Source organism: Mediterraneibacter sp. 210702-DFI.3.120 (assembly GCF_020561005.1).
In the GTDB taxonomy this organism is placed as follows: domain Bacteria; phylum Bacillota; class Clostridia; order Lachnospirales; family Lachnospiraceae; genus Mediterraneibacter; species Mediterraneibacter faecis.
The window spans coordinates 13,490-33,047 of the sequence record NZ_JAJCNG010000005.1; the positions used below are offsets into that span (position 1 = coordinate 13,490).

Annotated in this window: 13 protein-coding genes and 2 pseudogenes; 2 read left to right on the top strand and 13 right to left on the bottom strand. The window is 39.0% G+C overall.

Translation table 11 applies throughout. From position 1 onward, the window contains the following. Window positions 1–118 precede the first annotated feature (118 nt). Window positions 119–1,315, top strand: a pseudogene (locus tag LI162_RS04120) (MFS transporter). A 66-nt stretch (window positions 1,316–1,381) separates the two neighbouring features. On the opposite strand, the gene LI162_RS04125 reads toward LI162_RS04120, so the two are convergent. From LI162_RS04125 to LI162_RS04155, 7 genes and pseudogenes are all read right to left on the bottom strand, one after another. After that, window positions 1,382–1,645 (bottom strand): alpha-glucosidase C-terminal domain-containing protein, encoded by a 264-nt coding sequence (locus LI162_RS04125; protein ID WP_227155808.1) that lies wholly within the window; start codon window positions 1,643–1,645, stop codon window positions 1,382–1,384. 85 nt (window positions 1,646–1,730) lie between these two features. Then, complete coding sequence (locus LI162_RS04130; protein WP_155204302.1) at window positions 1,731–2,048, bottom strand: hypothetical protein; 318 nt, start codon at window positions 2,046–2,048, stop codon at window positions 1,731–1,733. A 219-nt stretch (window positions 2,049–2,267) separates the two neighbouring features. Beyond that, a pseudogene (locus LI162_RS15880) lies at window positions 2,268–2,405 on the bottom strand (ATP-binding protein); the annotation flags it as partial. A gap of 116 nt (window positions 2,406–2,521) precedes the next feature. Beyond that, window positions 2,522–2,860 (bottom strand): RhuM family protein, encoded by a 339-nt coding sequence (gene rhuM / locus LI162_RS04140; protein ID WP_226865674.1) that lies wholly within the window; start codon window positions 2,858–2,860, stop codon window positions 2,522–2,524. A 754-nt stretch (window positions 2,861–3,614) separates the two neighbouring features. After that, on the bottom strand, window positions 3,615–4,007 hold the full coding sequence (rpsI, locus tag LI162_RS04145) for a 30S ribosomal protein S9 (RefSeq protein ID WP_020437258.1): 393 nt from the start codon (window positions 4,005–4,007) through the stop codon (window positions 3,615–3,617). A 19-nt stretch (window positions 4,008–4,026) separates the two neighbouring features. Beyond that, the gene (gene rplM, locus LI162_RS04150; protein WP_015527916.1) at window positions 4,027–4,455 is read right to left on the bottom strand and encodes a 50S ribosomal protein L13; all 429 of its coding nucleotides are present in this window, start codon (window positions 4,453–4,455) and stop codon (window positions 4,027–4,029) included. Between the two features lie 335 nt (window positions 4,456–4,790). Beyond that, on the bottom strand, window positions 4,791–6,542 hold the full coding sequence (locus tag LI162_RS04155; RefSeq protein ID WP_055147744.1) for an AMP-binding protein: 1,752 nt from the start codon (window positions 6,540–6,542) through the stop codon (window positions 4,791–4,793). Window positions 6,543–6,892: 350 nt separating this feature from the next. On the opposite strand from LI162_RS04155, the gene LI162_RS04160 reads away from it, so the two are divergent. Then, a complete protein-coding gene (locus tag LI162_RS04160; RefSeq protein ID WP_227155811.1) occupies window positions 6,893–8,320 on the top strand; it encodes a hypothetical protein in 1,428 nt (475 codons plus the stop codon). A 74-nt stretch (window positions 8,321–8,394) separates the two neighbouring features. Here the strand turns inward: LI162_RS04160 and LI162_RS04165 are convergent, their stop codons facing one another. The 6 genes from LI162_RS04165 to LI162_RS04190 all read right to left on the bottom strand — a co-directional run bounded on the left by LI162_RS04165 (window position 8,395) and on the right by LI162_RS04190 (window position 19,512). Continuing rightward, window positions 8,395–9,531: a DUF3048 domain-containing protein gene (locus tag LI162_RS04165; RefSeq protein WP_055147738.1), complete on the bottom strand. Its 1,137-nt coding sequence runs from the start codon at window positions 9,529–9,531 to the stop codon at window positions 8,395–8,397. Between the two features lie 190 nt (window positions 9,532–9,721). Beyond that, window positions 9,722–14,335: a hypothetical protein gene (locus tag LI162_RS04170; RefSeq protein WP_227155813.1), complete on the bottom strand. Its 4,614-nt coding sequence runs from the start codon at window positions 14,333–14,335 to the stop codon at window positions 9,722–9,724. A gap of 341 nt (window positions 14,336–14,676) precedes the next feature. After that, window positions 14,677–15,573 carry a glucose-1-phosphate thymidylyltransferase RfbA gene (gene rfbA, locus LI162_RS04175; protein ID WP_055147832.1) on the bottom strand — a complete coding sequence of 299 codons (897 nt, stop codon included), beginning with the start codon at window positions 15,571–15,573 and terminating at the stop codon, window positions 14,677–14,679. Window positions 15,574–15,598: 25 nt separating this feature from the next. Beyond that, on the bottom strand, window positions 15,599–16,675 hold the full coding sequence (rfbB, locus tag LI162_RS04180) for a dTDP-glucose 4,6-dehydratase (protein ID WP_055147732.1): 1,077 nt from the start codon (window positions 16,673–16,675) through the stop codon (window positions 15,599–15,601). 96 nt (window positions 16,676–16,771) lie between these two features. Continuing rightward, the gene (locus LI162_RS04185) at window positions 16,772–18,064 is read right to left on the bottom strand and encodes a lipopolysaccharide biosynthesis protein (protein ID WP_196021290.1); all 1,293 of its coding nucleotides are present in this window, start codon (window positions 18,062–18,064) and stop codon (window positions 16,772–16,774) included. Then, window positions 18,061–19,512, bottom strand: a complete 1,452-nt coding sequence (locus tag LI162_RS04190; protein WP_227155815.1) for a GH25 family lysozyme — start codon at window positions 19,510–19,512, stop codon at window positions 18,061–18,063. The genes LI162_RS04185 and LI162_RS04190 overlap by 4 nt, the downstream gene beginning before the upstream one ends. Between the last annotated feature and the right edge of the window lie 46 nt (window positions 19,513–19,558).

The following is a 19,558-nucleotide window of genomic DNA, read 5'->3' on the forward strand; positions in this document are numbered from 1 at the left end:
ACAACAACCTTTTTATTGGATTTACGATATAATACAATATTTATGCAATATAAGTCAATGTTTTTTCTTGTTATCTAATATATAATACGGTATAAAAAGAACAAAGGAGTTTTCTGTTATGCAAGATTATCAAAAAACAAAAGTGGCATGTTATCTGGGATTCGTCACTCAGGCGATATCCGCAAATTTCGCACCACTATTATTTTTAAAATTTCACAATGATTATGATATTCCATTGGGTAACATTGCTTTAATATCTACATTCTTTTTCTTCACACAGCTTTTAGTCGACTTATTTTGTGCGAAGTTTGTAGATCGAATCGGTTATCGTGTATGTATCGTAACTTCTGAAATATGCGCTGCTGCCGGATTAGTTGGACTTGCATTTCTTCCTGATCTGTTACCGAATCCTTTTACTGGAATTATTCTAAGTGTAATTATCTATGCTGTGGGGAGTGGATTGATCGAAGTTCTCTGCAGTCCTATCATCGAAGCATGCCCGTTTAAAAATAAAGAAGCAACTATGAGCCTACTTCACTCCTTTTACTGTTGGGGTGCGGCAGCCACCATACTGATTTCGAGCTTATTTTTCTTCCTGTTCGGGATGAATAGTTGGAAATGGCTGGCAGTCATGTGGGCACTTATTCCGGCGATTAATATATATAATTTCGCAACTTGTCCGATAGAACATTTAGTAAATGGCGGAAATGGAATGGGCGTCAGACAGTTATTCCGAACTCCTGTTGTCTGACTGGCAATCTGCCTGATGATTTGTTCAGGAGCATCTGAATTGGCTATGGCACAATGGGCATCAGCCTATGCCGAAGCTGCACTGGGACTTTCTAAAACTTTTGGGGATTTGATTGGACCTTGCATGTTTGCAATTACAATGGGAATAAGTCGCCTGATTTTTGGAAAATATGGTGAAAAAATGGATTTGATGAAGTTTATGACAGGTTCCGGAATCCTCTGTGTGATCTGTTATCTTTTAACCACCTTATCATCGAATCCGGTAATCGGGTTAACCGGTTGTATTGTATGTGGTTTTTCGGTTGGAATCATGTGGCCTGGAACGATTAGTATTACATCTAAAAAAATGCCGGCCGGTGGAACCGCAATGTTTGCATTGCTCGCCATGGCCGGCGATTTGGGAGGCAGCATTGGACCTGGTATTGTAGGTTATGTTACCCAGAATTCTGATAATAATATCCGTGTTGGAATGGGGATAGGTCTTATCTTTCCACTTGTTCTCTTAATCATGTTATTTATTCTTTGCAAGGGGAAGAAGACGCAGGAATCGCTTCATACAGTTTAATTTCAGTTGAAGTTGAATTTCTTATCCTAACCTCAATTGATTCTTTCTCTACATAATTTATACTCTCTAGATGGAACGCATCACCTTGCACTCGTATGGTCTCAACGTTCCATCTACTTTTCCATCAGAGTAATTTCCAAGCAACAATTCATATGAATCCCACTCACTCTGCCATACAACTTTATTTTCTTCCTCACATAAATTGCACAGCACAACAAGTTTTGTTCCTTCTAATTCTCTTACATAGCCGATCACACCTTCGCTTTCTTCATCTAAAAACCGAATGGTTCCATTTGCAATAACCGGCAGTTTTTTTCTTAACTGAATCAATTTTTTATAGAAATTCAGGATAGTATCTAGCCTCTTTCTGTATTTTCTTTCACGCTTCGCGCTCTTCATCAGACTTGAAGATATCTTACTTCGCTTTGAACTCTATCCACTCGTTATCTATAAGGACAACTACCCTGTCATCCTCAATAACTGCATAAGGTGTTCCTAAATCTCTGTTGAAATTGGCTTCGCCATCTTTTTGAGGTATGCCGTTTTCTGCATAAGAAGTAGTATATTGAATAACACTCTCGTCCACTTCAACAGGAACAGCATGATCAGTGGAATAGTAGTTAGTACCATTTACCATTATAGTTGCAGGGTAGTCACCACTACCTGATTTTCCACACCTTGCCAAAGTAAGAATACAAACTAATGTCAAAGCTGATGCAATTAACTTTTTCATACAATCGCCTCGCTATTCACTTTTACTATTTCCGTAATAATATTGCCAATAAAACAATTAGAACTAATATAATTATCAAAAAAATAAACCTTATTTGACCGTGAAATCCTAATCCGATCCACTGCAATACTATTATTAACGCAAAAACTAATAACGCCCAGTAATTTCTTTTCATGCAAATCCCTCCCTTAATGTCGTAACGGCTTGCCTTGGAAATCAAAAACGCATCTTGGGATCTCTTAATTCCTCGTTCTCTATACCGTCCAATGCAATTTCAACAATATGATCAGAGCCAACTCCATTCTCCAGTAAATATCTCTTAAAGATTGTAAACAGCAAAAAGGATTTTCCGCATCTGCACTTTTTTTAGTAATGATATTCTGTCATAAAACAAAATACGTTTCAATATTCATTCCTTGTTTATGCGTATGTGCGTATTTTTATGTAATGCACTAATAAAAATATGAAGCAGGCTACACTTTCTCCTCTATATCAAGTGCATCTGCAAGCATCCTTGACTGAATATCAACTGTTTTCTTAAGCGCCTGAAGACGCTTTTCATTGATTGCATAGCCTTGCAAAATAAACTGTTTAAGGACATTATTTGCCCATTTTCTGAAAGCTATACCTCTTTTAGAATTAACTCGATATCCGACAGACAAAATCATATCCAAATTATAAATTGGGGGTTTTCGTCCCCCTGTACTTCTGTCGGAAAAACCGACAGAAGTCTCATCCAATTCTCCTGAAGCAAGAATATTTGAAATATGTTCGCTTACTGTAGCGTGCTTAACATCAAACAACACTTCCATTTGTTTTTGCGTCAGCCAAACTGTCTCCTGCTCAGGATTGATTTGAACTTCTATATTAACATCACCATCTGTAAATAATACAATTTCATTCTTCAGCCTTCAGTTCCCCTCCACTGCTGAAAATTGCATTACAGTATTCCGTAATCACTTCTTCTAACATCTCATGTGAAACTTCCAGTTTGCACATCCAATCATTTTCTTCATTCTATCACAGCATCTTATTATTCCGCCATCAATTTTTCAAACCAGGTACCCTTGACAATAATAAACTGGTCTGCGCCTTTCCATTCTTGCAGCATTTCATCCATCCCGAGCAAACTCGGACTTTGGCCCGTCACAATAATCGAGTAGGAGGGAGCATATCAAAGCGACAGCCCCGTAGGTATCTTTTCAGTTTTATCATTTATTTTCGATTTCACATCATATCCGCAATTAATGATAGTTCATCTGTTGAGGAATACTCCAAACCATTCTTTGTAGTTCGTCCATATTCACTAAATAAATACAAGTTCTTTTTTGCCCTAGAACAAAGAACATAAAGAAGTTTACGCTCTACAGTGTCTATCACCGAAAAGTGTCCTATATTTAACGCTTACCTATATTTTTAGATATTTTTGTTGCAAACGTATTGCAAACCGAATAAGTTTCACCACATTTCTAGACATTTCATCAAGATTTAAGGGTAAAGAAAAACCCCAGAACCGAAGTTCTGAGGTTTGTGATCTCTTTGAATTGTAATTCTCTTGCGAGATAATTATCTCTTTGAGAACTGTGGTGCTCTACGAGCTGCTTTGAGACCTGGTTTCTTACGCTCTTTCATACGTGGGTCACGAGTCAGGTAACCTGCTGACTTGAGAACCGGTCTGTAATCTGCGTCTGCCTCAAGGAGTGCTCTAGCGATTCCGTGACGAATAGCTCCAGCCTGTCCTGTGTATCCACCACCACATACATTAACGATTACGTCGAACTTGTCAGCTGTCTCTGTAGCCACGAGCGGCTGGCGAACAACAACCTTCAGAGTTTCAAGTCCAAGATACTCGTCGATATCTCTTTTATTGATTGTGATCTTTCCTGTTCCAGGTACAAGATATACTCTTGCGATAGATTTTTTTCTTCTTCCTGTTCCGTAATATTTTGCGTTAGCCACTGTTATTTCCTCCTTCTACCTAAAATGTAAGAACTTCCGGCTTCTGAGCCTGATTTGCATGCTCTGGTCCAGCGTATACATGAAGCTTCTTGATCATGTCTCTTCCCATAGGTCCTTTCGGAAGCATTCCCTTAACAGCAAGCTCGATCACCTTCTCTGGCTTCTTAGCAAGAAGCTCAGCAAGTGTAGTCTCTTTCATTCCTCCAACATAGTCAGAGTGATTGTAGTAGATCTTCTGCTGTAATTTCTTTCCTGTTACTTTAACTTTCTCTGCATTAACAACGATTACATAATCTCCTGTATCGATGTGCGGAGTATATTCCGGTTTGTTCTTTCCTCTGAGTACCTTTGCGATCTCAGATGCAAGACGTCCAAGTGTAGCGCCTTCAGCGTCAACCACATACCATTTTCTTTCAATCTTATCAGGGTTAGCCATATAAGTTTTCATGGGTGTTCCTCCTATAAATAATCATTATATACTATTGCTTATTTATTTGAAATCAGCATACTCCGGGGCTTTGGTGCATACTGTTTCTCCTTATGTCATACCTTGCTATTATATGTTGATTTGTGTTCCGTGTCAAGTGTTTTTTACATAAAATCGCATTTTTTCTTTCAGTTCTCAACAGCAAAGCAAAACTTTTTCATTCTTTTACAAAATCATCTCTATTTCGCACTTAAAAAGTGCCGAGTCATATGGATTTTTCCTATAACTCAGCACTTTTTTCACATTCCCTACTCAACGGTTATTGCTCCCTGGAACAATCAAAACCTTTGATTTCCTTATTTTTCTTCTTTTGCCTGCTCTAATTCTTTAAGAATCTGAGCTGTAAGACCTTTTCTATCTGTTTTGAAGTGGAAGTAAGGTCTTTCAGTAATTTCTCTGATCTCTACCGGATATTCATGTTCTTCCAGTGTATCTTTCAACAGTTCTGCTACTTCCTCAAGTGTCTTTGTTCCATCAAGAATCACAAACAGATATGGACGATAATATCCTTCATGCTCCTGATCCGGAACGAGACAGAAGAATCCATCTTTCACTCCAGGTGTTCTTACTGTTTTTGTCTCCATTCTCATTACATGAAGTGGCTTATCTCCGTAAGCTTTGATTTCACCACGACCAAGAATATGCACAATTCCCTGCTCTGTGATATAAGCCTCGTCTCCTGTATGTAACCATGTGTTTCCATCCGGATGCTCAACAAGTGTCTGCTCTGTCAGTTCTTCACCTCTCCAGCCTGAGTAATGAAGCATCATAGACGGACCTGTCATACAGAGTTCTCCTGATTCTCCGTAATTTAATTCATTCAGATCTTTGTCAAATACACCAAGTACAGTTGCTGTCATTGGCATACCTACACATCCATCCTCCAATGGGAACATTGGGTTCGGCAGTGTGAGGTTTGAGCACCCCTCGCTCTGTCCATAACCTGCACTTAATTTTGCCTGAACGTTGTGTTTATGGAAGAATTCTTCTACCTCTGCATACTTACGGTCATTCATAGCTTCGGCACCTGCACCGATTGTTCTCAGGTGAGACATATCGTAATCTTCCGGAATTCTCTCACTGGACATTAACATCTCGCAATAGAGTGGGATCAATGCCCAGAAGTTCGGTTTACGATCCATGAATTCAATGTCAATATTCTCTAACGGACAGAATGGATCAAGTGATACCATTAATCCTGTAGAAAGTGGGAAGATCGTCATTGAAACTGTTACTGCGATCAATGCCGGTGGAAGAATTGGTGTCCACCAGACTTCCTGCACATCTGACGGCGGAATAAAGATTGACATCTGGTATGCAGTTGCTACTATATTCGCTGAAGAATGGATTACAAGTTTAGAGATTCCTGTTGAACCACTTGTGTATGCTCCAAACACAGCTCTGTCAGGATCTACTGGTGCAAGATATTCACCTTTGAAGTTTCTTCCCAGTTCCATAAACTCCTGCCAGCTCATATCGCCTTCTGTTGTCTCTGTCTCTGCCGGATAGCGGGCTGTGATTTCTTCTAATACATAATCCTTCATCTGGCTCTTGTCTGCATATTCAAATGGTGACACTTTAATCATACGTGTCATCGGAGTTGTTGTACGGAATAACTCTTCATCTTCTTTTGAAAGATAATCCATTACAAATGCTGTATCTGTTTTACATTTACGGATTGCAAAACAAAGTTCTTCCGGTTCGTCATCACGACAGATAATTGCTACACCGACTCTTTCTGCTGCAAGAAGCAGAATAAAATGAGCTGGCGTAGATACTAAAAAGGACGGAACTCTGTCACCTTCGTTAAATCCGAGGGCTTTCAGTGCTCTTGCCGCAACATCTACATCTTCCCATAACTGTTTCCATGTAATCTTATTTCCATAATACTCAAATGCGATCTTATCCTCATTCGGGTTTTTCATTTTCAGGAAAGCTTCGATTGTAATTCTTGGTATCTCAAGATTTCTGAACTGTTCCGGATAAAAGTTCAGCCAAGGTTTGTCAATACTTGCTTTACCTGTCAATTTCTGCTCTGTAAAATTCATAATTTTGTCCCCTTCTTTTCTTTTGTTTTTCTTGTCATTTTTCCCCAAAAATACTTTCAAATTTTATCACAGGTTCTTTCAAATGACAATTTATGGAAACTTGAATCAACATGATTCACATGAATCATCTTGTTTTCCAAGCTTCATTTTTGAAATAAATACAAAATCGTAGGTAAATTATGGTTCTTTTATTGCAATTTTATTTTCTCTGCTCTAAACTAATATCATACTATCAACTTCTTTAAGGTATTTTTAAAGGAAGGGGGACATATTACAAGTTATTCTATGCTCTGTAATATAACAAAAATATGAAAGATAAAAACCGTTTCAGCATTTTACTAGAACACCTTATGGCTATTGCTGAGCTAAAAAATAGTATTCTTGCAAAAGCTGTTCAGTATGATGACTCCTATATCAGTAAATGGATTAGCGGAAAACTATTGCCAACTGAAAAAAATTATGAAAATACACTTCAGGCTATCAGTCACTGCATTGTTGAAGCACTTTCAGAAGAAAGCACTGCACAACTGTTACAGGAATATCAGTTACAGGACATCAATGATCTTGAAACTGCTATTTATGACAATCTCGAATCTGAATATATGTATGTAAAAGAATTACAAAACTCAACCGGTACAGAAGTAGCTCCAAAAATTTCTTATTATCCGGAGCTTACATTAGACCAGTTCATTTTTAAAATGAAACACCCTTCACTTCGAAAAGTTAATTCTCTAAACGTATACGCGATTGTTGATATTTTGAATGTCGATCCTAATTACCAGCTTTTGATTGCAGAACTCAACAGTGCACACGGCGGCCGGAATCTTATTCTACCTAGTGTACACTTTTCACTTCTTATGGACCTGGAATCGGCTGCTTCCACTCCTGCCTATACCGCTGGTTTCTTAATGAATGTGATGACCAATCTCTCTAATATTGATTTTAATCTTTATTCTGGTTCGCAGGCTCAACGTAAGCTCATTTTTGCAATCAGAGACACTTATGCTATCTCTGGAATGTTAGTAGATAGCAGTCACTGTCTTGGAATTACCACAATTGAAGACAGTGATCTAACGAATGAACTTTATCACAAGATCAGACTTCTTTGTAATAAAGAAACACTATTAATCCGGAAAACAACCATTCCGGAAATGATTCATCGCTTTGAATATGAACAAACGTTAATTTCACAGAAGCAATACTGTCTCATCGGACACCTGACAGAACATTTTCTTCCGGAAGATCTATATACGGAGCTCCTGGATGAGTATTGCCTGAATAGCAACGATCTTCAGAAGGAGGACGTAAAAAAACTAAATCACCTGACACAGCGCATTTTGGAGACCACACCAATCCATCTGATCATTTATGCTTCCGTGTTAAAAGATTTCACAGTTACAGGAGAACTTGATTTCTTCGGTGTAAGAATATCATTAACTATATCCCAAAGACTGCGTTGCCTTAAGAATCTGGAACAGCTGGTAAACAAACTTGATCTTATGCATGTATGCGTTCTTCCGGAAGGAATTCTTTCCGACCATCAGCACATAGCACACCCGACACTTTTTGTATCAGATTCTTTGTGTTATCTGCGTTTAAAGAAGTTGACTCCGGAATATAACATCTGCATTCCAAATAAGATTATATTGGATCATATCTTCGAAGAGTTTTTCGATGATGTCTGGGATTCTAATATTGATAAAAACAGCCATAATACTGTAGTAGCCATGATTCAGCATGCAATTCATGCAATAGAAATCATGCTTGAAGTCAACTAAAAATGAGTATCAATAAACAATCCCCTACCTGTTGCTATTTCAAATTAATCTGCAACTGGCAGGGGATTATTTATTTATTCATATGTTGTCTGATTCGGATAGTTAAATGCAATATAACTCTTTCCGCGGTTAATTGATATTTCATTTCCTGATTCATCATAAAATGTTAATCTTGATAATTCATTATTTTCCTCTTTACTCCAATGAATCTTCTGTTTTGCACCGTTCGAAATGTAATATCCCATGGAGTCTTCCCAGCCATCCCAGTCAACTGCTTTATGTCCCAAATCATCTTTGACAGAGATAGTGGTCTCTAACACAAACACATTGGTAAAAGCAAGCTGGTTTCCTGTCTTTCCGTCTATCTGGGCATTTCCATCAATTTCTTTTTTATAAGTATTACTTGCTTCATCATAGACAAGTGTAGCAGACTGTGCGCCAAAATCAATGCTCACTTTCTTACACACATCTTCTGATGGTTTCACTTGTTCATTTAATCCATTAAACTGAAATGCTGTTCCTTTCTTATCATCCGCAAGGTCTGTTCTCTTTCCAGTATTTTGCACTACTTCTGCAAACTTTGTTCCATCAAAGTATCCTGTATGTTCCAATGCATACCCCTGATTCCGACGTTCCATATCTCGTCCAAACAGACCTCCTGCATTGTAAATTCCATCATACTGATCCAGGTTCAAAGCTTCCAGATAATCTGCGATACTATCATCAATTCCCCAATTTACATAAAACGCATCAAATCCCTGAGACAGTGCCGGGAAATAATATCTGCAGCTTCGTATCGCACAGATCTGCGGAACAGTTGTATAATCCGCATAAAGAGCCATAAAACGCGTCTGATCACCCTCTACCGGGATTTCAAAGATAATATCTGCTTTTTCTACTCCGTACTGTGGCATTGCTGCCGGAATATTATTCACCATAACCGCCACCGGACGTTTACCGATAGCAGCATCTGTCAGATCCGCAAGACCTGTCAGCAGGTTTTGATTTTCCGGAATCTTTTCTTCTTCCGGTTCTTCCGGTACTTCTTCTACTGGTTCTGGCTTTTCCACTTCTATTTTCTTAGTCGGTGGTTTTTCTGTTTTTGTCTCTTTTTTCTTAGAGCAACCTGAAAGAGCCAGAACTATCATAGATAAAATCAGTAACAGGCACATTCCCCTTCTTTTTTTCTGCCCGCCTCGTTTCTTCTTCATACACTTTCCCTCCCTTACATTTGGAATATAACGAATATTAACTGAATTAATTATATCATCCCCCAGTGTCTTACACAATCAAAGAGGACCATATTATGCAAAAAGCACAGTGAATAAATCACTGTGCTTTTTGCGTATAATCTTCACAAGTTGAATCCTGTTTATAACTTATGATTCAGATCTCATTCAATTATTTTGCTTTTCCATATACATACTTCGGTGTTCCACCAACAACCTTGTTTCCGTTAGAGTCTGTATGGTATGGGAATACCCAGTAGAAGTTCCAATCTGTGCTGGATGCCTTCTTATCTGTAAATGTTGTGCCTTTTGTTGTCATACCGATGTAACCATATTTCTCGCCTGGATGGATTCCGTATACAAGATACCCTTCTGCTCCGGCTGACTTCGTCCATGTAAGTTTTACTCCACCCTTTACAGATGAAGCTTTCAGGTCTGTAACAGCTGCGCATTTCTGTGCTTTACCATATACATAGTGTGCTGTCAGTCCTGGATACATCTTGCCATTTTCGTCTTTGCAGTATGCAAATACCCAGTAATAGTTGTAATCACTTGTAAGTGCTTTTACATCAACAAAAGATGTCTTAGATGTCATACCGATATAACCATACTTGTTACCGCCTCCGCGGATTCCATAAATCAGGTATCCTTCTGCGTCCTTCACTTCACTCCATGTAAGTTTTACCTTACCTACTGAAGAAGATGCTTTCAGGTTTTCTACTGCTGCAAGTCTTTCTTTTTCAACTACGACTTCCTTAGTTGTCGGATTAACAACTTTCTTTCCATCTGGTGATGTTACGGATGCTGTATAAACAACTTTTCCTTCTTTTGTATAAGTTGCTTTTTCGACTGTTTCACTATCAATCTTAACTTCTGGTGTCTGAACATGTGTTGCATCATTTGCACATGTAAATGTTGCTGTTGTTGTCCACTTACCATCTTTTTCTTCCCAGTCTGACCATACCGGATCGCCGTATTTGTGACCAAGTTTTGCAATTGCTACTTCTTTTGTCTCTTTTGCAAGTACAGTATTATCATCTGTTGATGTTACTGTTGCTACATAAACATCTTTTCCTGCTTCTTCACATGTAGGTGCTTTATATGCATCTGTATCTTTTACTACAGATACGGATACATTTTTCTGAACTTCTCCACATACGGAACACTTCACTTCATCAACTGTTACTGAAGTGCCTTCTTTCTGATCTGTCTTATAACCTGTGATGTTTCCATCATCATCTTTAATTGCAGCTGCATCCCAGTTGAATTTTACATCACTATATGTATGCTGTCCTGCTTCGCCTTTTACTTCTGTAGATACTAAATATTTTACACCGTCTTCAGTTTTATCTGCTGCTTTGTATACAGCTGTTACACCTTCATCACATGTTCCAGCATGGCTGACCATCTTAGCATCTACTGTTACAGCTTTATCCAGTGTCTTATTGATAGAATCACGGTTCGCTTTATTAGTTGCATTATCGTCAGATGAAAGCAAGCAATCGAGCTTGTCAATTTTATCTGCACAAGATTCACATGTAAGATTCTGGAATGTTACTGTTGAGTAATCATCACTCCATTTTGCATCTGTCGGTACATATGTATGACCTTCTGCTTCATTTTTAATTGCTGCATCCCAGATAGCTTTTCTCTTCTCATATGTAGAATTCGCCTGCTCGTACTTAGATTTAACAGGTTCTGTAATACAAGCACCACATTCCGGGCATACATAGTTATCTGCTTCGTTTTTAACACCATCTGTCTTTGTATAGTATACCTCATGGAATTTGATGTAATGATGTTCATGTGCTGTATTTTCTTTTTCTACACGCGTACCATCTTTAATCAAACCACAATCAGAACAACGTTCCTCTGTAAATGCATCACGGCCACAGGTTGCAGGTACGGAAACTGTTTCATAGTTGTGTGAAGTACCTGTCAGTGTCTTCAGATCAACAGTGTCTACAAAGTTAGCTGACCACATGAACTCGTCATTATCATTGCTCTGACTGCCCATGAACTGCTGATACTTCTTGTAGTTTGTATAAGTCGGATTGTAATCTGTCTCTTCGAATTCATAACCGTAGCTGGAATGGTCAAGCAGTTTGCTCTTACCTGAAATGAACGCGAAGTTTGTACCGATTGAAACAATCAGTTTGTCACCCTTCACAGTCAGACCTGCGATTGGATGATTTGTAACAGTAAAGTCTGCACTGTCTTTGCTTGTTGTTGTAAACGCCATACCGCCAAACAGCTTTGTATTATCACGTTTTGCAGATACTGTATTGTATTCCTTCACAACGGCTACTGCACCGTCTGCAGGATTGTAGGATACGATATCGTTGGATACGTTGAAGTAAATCTTACCATCTGTGTACAGCGCTGCTGTCAGACCGATAGATGGGTAGATGCTCTGTTCATCTACGAACTGTGCATACAGTTTTGTCAGAAGGTCGTTCTTCACCATCTTGCCGTCTTTGAGAACGCTTACAAATGTATCGTCATCATCGTCGTTTTCCTTGTCTGTGAAGTTAATCAGTGTCTCATAGTCACTGTCGCCATCACCTGCATCCTTTTCTGTCAGTTTATGACGAACAATCTTGTACTCTGCAGCCTTCTGGCTCTGATTCATGCTTGAACTGTTTACTCTGTCAAACAGGTCTGTAGAATCATACATGTAGTACGCATAACCGTCTGCATAGTAAACATTGCTTGCCGCACGCGCCATCCATGCTGTCTCATAGGTCTTATCAGTTGCTTCGTTTTCATAGAGAGATCTCAAAGAACTGAAATTACCATCATATAATTTTCTGGCACTTGTATCACTGAACAGGAAGTATGTATGGTTCATATCACCGTCTGTCTCAACACGGTCACGGCTCATAACTTCTGTGTAGACATCTGTGTAACAAGGATCCACATAAAACCACTGTCCATCAACCTTTACTGCATTCCAATAATGGTCGGATCCGAAGTCCTCCTGTTCTTCGCCGTACATTGTAACATCAGACTGGAAGGAGATTCTTACAAGGTCAACTGTGTAATTCTTTGAAGTGTCAAGCTTGCCATCTGTATAGTACAGTTCTTTGGCTGTCTTCCAGTTGGAGCTGTCATAGCCTACATTCGTATCTTTCAGATAAATATCCTTATCCAGACACTGTACAAGGTATGTGTAAGCTTTGGAGTAACCAAGACATACGGATGTACCCATACCGAATGCACCAAACTGAGAACCTTCCCAATAATTGATAACACCAGTTGTCATACCGGTTGCAGCCTGCTTCGCATAGATTGGAATCGCCTGCTTAAAGCTTGTTTCCTTCGTTCCATCACCGTCCATATCCAATGCCGGATCATCGCTTTCTAACTGCTGCTGAGTAATCTGCTCAACTGTCATCTTGTAACCAGGCGCATTCTCAGGATCAACCTCAACGCCATTTTCTTCAGCATCTTTGATAAAGGCATCTGCCTTAGTCTTCATCTGGTTAGCTGCATCCTCACCAAAATTGGTTCTTACATAGCCATCCGGATCTTTGTCAATGGCTTCTTTGTTCTGCTTGATATAGCCTTCAGCCTGCTCTTTCGCGGCTGCTTTCTCTTCATCTGTGGCTTCACTTTCAGCTTTGCCTAAAGCCTGCTCATAAACCGCCTGCTGAATAGCCTTTTCATAGAACTGTGTACGCAAATCATTTTCGATGCCTGCAAAAATCTGATCATGGAAATTCTGTTTAATCTGAGGTTCATAAACTTCATAGATCGCATTATAAACATCATCTTCATGCTCCTGCTTCTGAGGATCCTTTGCAATCATCGGCTTGTCATCATCTGATTCCTTACCGGAGTTCATGATGTAGGACATATCAAATGTATTGTTATGTGCCAGCCAGTCATTCAGAACAAGCAGCTTCTGTGCCTTTGTCTGCGCACCTGATGCTGTAACTGCAGCAAGGGCTTCCTCTCTTGCATTTGTTACATCTTTACCATAATACTCAATACCTAACTTATCACCATATGTGAAAGTAAAGATCATACCTGTCAGATCATCATACTTAACCTTGCCATCTCTGACATCCTGAACAGTTTTGCCGTCTAAGGCAAGCATCTCACCAAGGATACCAAGACCATCCGTATCATCATTGAAATCCAGAAAGAATGGATTCTGAACACCGAGTACATTGGCATTATCTGCCCACTGATTCAGATAGTTCTGATACTGCTTAACAACCGTATCAATCTGTTCATCTGTCAGCTTCTGAGTTGTCTCCTGTCCATCTGCTTCATCTGCTTCATACAGGTCTGCTGTACTGATGTTAGATTCATTGGATTCTGTGCCGGCTTCGCCGCCGACAATTTCAACCTCTTCCAGTGCTTTTCTCAGACTCTGGATAGCAGGATCAGATTCATCAATCTCCACGTCCTTTGCCATCTGTTCTGCAACAGCTGCATTGGCACCCTGGAAGTTAATTGTCGGGATAGAAATTGTATAACCACCATCCACCTTAACTTCATTATCTCCTTCTTCAGCTGCCTGAGCATCAGCTTCATCCGCTGTATCCTGCTCGTCCGCCTCTTCAGGAGTCGCATCGTCAGCTGCTGTGGAATCATCAGTTGCATCATCCGCTACAGCATCAGCTTCATCTGTTGTTTCCTGAACAGCTGCGGCATCGCTATCTTCCTCTTCTGCTACATTATCTGTCGGTTCTGCATAAACAGGAGCCGGAACAGATGTTGCAAGCATAGCAGCTGAAAGAACAATACCTAAAAGTTGTGTTTTTTTCTTTTTCATAGTTCTCCTTTATTTCCTTTCTTAAACAATTTCCATATACTCTCCTCTGAGCGTCCTATCTATTTCTCGCTCGTCATCACCCCTTTTTCTTCTTTGGACCTACCCTCCTTCCTTGACTCAAATGTGCCTGTAATAATTATAAGTAAATGCTTCAATAAAAATAAATAGTAAGTCCATATTAAGAGCAGTATACCACCTAAAATCCGGAGCGTCAATTAGCCTTCCATAATTTTACAAATTTTACAATCTGTAAGATTACTCCCTTCAAAATACCAAAAGCAGATATTATGCCACATTTTCATTCCGCTTTCACTTCTTTGTGTCATAATACCTGCTTTTCTTTATTTCTGTTTGCGCATCTCACCAGGTTCTTTACACAAAGATAATATGTACTGTCCATATGGTGTCTTACGTAAACGGCTTCCTAACTTCTTCAATTGTTCTTTATCAATAAATCCTTTTTTATATGCAATCTCCTCTATACAGGACACCTGCAATCCCTGGCGGTTCTGGAATGTCGCCACGAAATTAGCTGCATCCATAAGTCCATCCGGAGTTCCCGTATCCAGCCATGCAAAGCCACGCCCCAAAAGTTCCACTTTCAGTTTTCCCTCTTGAAGATATCTGTTGTTGATACTTGTAATCTCAAGTTCTCCACGTTCGGACGGCTCGACTTCCTTTGCATACTGTACAACAGAATTATCATAGAAATATAATCCCGGTACTGCATAGTTAGACTTTGGTGCTTTCGGTTTTTCTTCTATAGAAAGTACATTATTGTGTTCGTCAAACTCTACCACTCCATAGGCTTTTGGATTCTTTACATAATATCCAAAGATTGTAGCTCCCTCGCGTTCATTCACTCTCTGCAAAACAGGGGAGAAGCTTTGTCCATAGAAAATATTATCTCCCAGAACCAATGCCACATCATCATCACCGATAAAATCCTCTCCAATGATAAATGCCTCTGCAAGTCCTCTCGGTTTCTTCTGAACTTTATATTCGAATCTCATCCCAAGCTGTGATCCATCACCAAGCAGTTCTTTGAACACACTGACATCTCTTTCTGTAGTAATGATCAAAACATCTCTGATTCCTGCAAGCATAAGCACGGACAGTGGGTAATAAATCATTGGCTTATCATAAACCGGCAAAATCTGTTTTGAAACTGCCTGTGTAATCGGATACAATCTTGTTCCTGATCCTCCGGCAAGAATAATTCCTTTTCTCTTCTTCATATGATCTGCTCCATTCATCTACTATTTACAGATGATACATCTCTTTATAATAGTTCTGATATTCTCCGCTTGTAATGTTCTCCATCCAGTCCAGATTCTTGAGATACCATTTTATCGTTTTACGGATTCCCGTCTCAAAGTCTGTCTCCGGCTCCCAGCCAACTTCTTTGCGGATTTTGTCCGGTGCGATTGCATATCTTCTGTCATGCCCTTTTCTGTCTTCGACATACTCGATCAGATTTTCATTAATATGTTCTCTGCGTGGGTCAGTTTCCGGAAGTACATCATAAAGCAGTTTCAAGATAGTCTTCACGATTTCGATATTTCTGCGCTCATTGTGTCCACCAATGTTATAAGTCTCACCTAGTCTGCCCTTTTCCTGTACCATATCGATTCCCTTGGCATGATCTTCTACATACAACCAGTCTCTGATATTGAGTCCATCTCCATAAACCGGGATTTTCTTTCCGTTCAAAGCATTATTGATGATCAATGGAATCAGTTTCTCCGGAAACTGATATGGTCCATAGTTATTACTACAATTTGTAATATTGGCCGGGAACTTATAAGTATCAATATAAGCCTTTACCAACATGTCTGAAGATGCTTTACTTGCTGAATACGGGCTGTGTGGTGAATACGGTGTTGTCTCGTAAAAGAATGTCCCATCCTCTTCCAAAGATCCATACACCTCATCTGTTGACACATGGAGGAACTTTTTCCCTTCTTTATAGGTTCCGTCTTCCTGTTCCCATGCATTTCTTGCGGCATTCAAAAGAACTGTCGTTCCAATTACATTCGTCTGCACAAAAATCTCCGGATTCTTGATACTTCTGTCTACGTGGCTCTCTGCCGCAAAATGTACAACTCTGTCAATATCGTACTCCTGGAAAATCTTATTTACAGCTTCTGCATTACAGATGTCTTCTTTAATAAAGACATAGTTTTCATTATTTTCAAATTCTTTCAGATTTTCCGGATTTCCTGCATAAGTAAGTTTATCCAGATTAACAATTTTAATATCCTTATACTTTTTAAACATATAATGAATATAATTGCTTCCGATAAATCCGGCTCCACCGGTTACTAAATATGTTTTCATTCCCTGTTTCCCTCGTATTTTTACTATTTTTATCTGATCTTTTTCTAATTTTATTTTAACATACCGTTTTTTAATTTAAAATAATTAATTGGAGATTTATTGTTTTTTCTCTGCAACTGTTTTTCCATCGCTGTTTGCATATCCTTTGATAATCCCTATCGTCAACACGATAAATACCGCTCCGAGGATCATGACTACTGCTGTGTAAAAAACTGATATTCCAATCATTCCATGCTTTTCTGTGATTGTTTTTCCACCAAAAACAAACAATAAAAAAGCTAACAGATATCCTATATTCAGCAGTTTTTGTTTTCTTGCGACAGTAATGATCATCTGAAGGAAATTAACAATTGCAAGTGCGCCTCCTCCAATTAGCAAAATCACAAGTGATTTCTTATAATCTGTCAGATCCACGCCGTAAATCAATGATAAGACTGGAATTCCAAGTAAATATCCCCCTATGATCGCAGCCACAGAAAGCAACAGGATCAAAGCAATCTGTCGTAAGATCAGCTTATTGAACTGACTGATCTTTTTCTCATGCCATAAAAGAGCCATTTTGCTGATTACCGGCTGATAGACAAACTGACTCAAAAGACTTATCACAAAGACCGGCATGAAAATGTAGGTGAAACATGCCTGCGCTTCACTTGACATCACCTTATCAATCGCATATTTCGGTGCATTTCCAATGTAAATCACCAAATAAGATGCTATAAAAAGCGGAAAACATTCTACAAATATATTTTTAACATTTTTAATTTCAAATGTTTTCTTTTTTATTTCAAAGCCTCTTATTGCCGTATAATTCAATATCACGAACTGAATAAATGATACAAGCAAAGCCACTGCAGATGTCAGGATAAGGTTTTTGCTGAAATAATAACATACTAAATATACAAAAATATAAGTACACATTCTGATAGACAGGATCTTTCCGGCCACATCCAGGCGAAGATATTGCTGGAACATTCCATGAATCACATCTTCTACCGCATCGATCACTTTTGCCAGACAGATTAGAATTATAACTATAGATTTCGAAGAGTTATACAATCCTGATGCAAGATTCACTCCGACATAAACAAAAGATGCAGCAATCATAATTATACTCGTTATGATTCTCGCAGCTGTATATTCTTTAAAACTATATTTTTCTTCGACATCTGACACTTGAAACTGGCGTATTCCATATTTTCCTATCGCCATCATAAGATTTCCTATCGCAAATGCAATTGTAAATACGCCCGCATCGATCACCGGATCAATGCGGGATATAAGCATCAGTATAAATACTGTCTGGAATGCATTCAGCATTGCTGCACATGTATTCCATAAGTACGCCGACTTCATTTTGTCCTTACTGCCAAATAGAATCTTTTTTATCATAATCCTGCTCTTCCATATACATAGTGTGCTGTACCGCCCGCTACTTTATTTCCATTACCGTCTGTATGATATGGGAATACCCAGTAAAAATTATACTCATCTCTTAATGCATTTTTATCTGTAAACGTTGTTCCTGTTGTTGTCATGCCAATATATCCGTAACTTCCTTCTCCTCGAATTCCATGGACAAGATAACCTTCCGCACCTTCTGATTTTGTCCAGGTCAACTTTACCCCTCCACTGACAGAATATGCTTTCAGGTCTGTTACTGCTTCACATTTCTGAGCTTTTCCATAAACATATTTTTCCGGCGCATTTCCGGCGAGCATATTTCCTTCTGAATCTTTACGATAAGCAAATACCCAATAAAAATTATAATCACTCGTCAATGCTTTTGTATCCGAGAAGGAAGTCTTGCTCGTCATCCCAATATAACCATACTTCCCGCCACCACGGATTCCATAGACTAAATATCCATCTGCCCTCTTCACTTCTGACCATGACAGATTCACCGCACCTATCTTGGAAGAAGCTTTTAAATTCTGAACTGCTTCCGGTTTTTTATTTGTAGTTTCTGCACCGAAATCCATGTTCAGATCTACTTTCCCATCAATTCCATCAACCGTACCTGAATCTGTGCATTGCCACATTGAATACTCTCCCTGGTAAGTACAGGTAGAATTGTACTGTGCAACCCAATGGTCAACTGTATCAAAATAAGAATCTGTCAGATAATTTGTAAACCAGTCTTTATTCGCATATACTGCCACATCATATCCTGCATCTTCTATGATACTGCAGAATGTCTGTGCAACTTCTGCGATCTCTTTTGTGCTCAGTTTTTCCCTCACACTATTTTCTTCCAGATCATAGTAAATCGGATAAGAAAGATTATATCCTTTGATCAGACGAAGTACATGATTGGCTTCGCTTTTTGCTGCTGTCACACTGTCTGCATAAGAATAAATATAAGTACCAAAAGGAATTCCTTCTTTTGTACATGCATCTGCATTTGTCTTCCAATATGGATCATCCTGACTTGTCTCATCATCTCCATATCCACAACGTATAATTGCATAATCTACATCTGTTGCCTTTACTTTTGCCCAGTCAATGTCTCCATTCCACTTACTTACATCAATTCCTTTGGCAACAGCTCCTGTGATTTCTTCTCCCTGGTCATTATAGAATTTCCCGTCTTCTTCATACCACGCATCCGAAGAACTTCGCAGATATTCTGCTGTATCAGACAAAATTGGGGTTCCATCTTTGTATCTCCAGCTGTTGCTTCTGTCTTCTCGTTGTGCCTGCTGTGGCTCTGTTAAATCTTCTTGTACTGATGTACTTTCTGTTTCTTCTGCAAATACAGTAACAGAAGGTAATGTTTCCAAAACCAGAACTGTAGCAACCGCCATTGCAAGTACACGTTTAACTCCCTTATTCTTCATACTTTCTTCAACCTTTCCCTGTCTACTCCGATGTTGTCATGCTGCC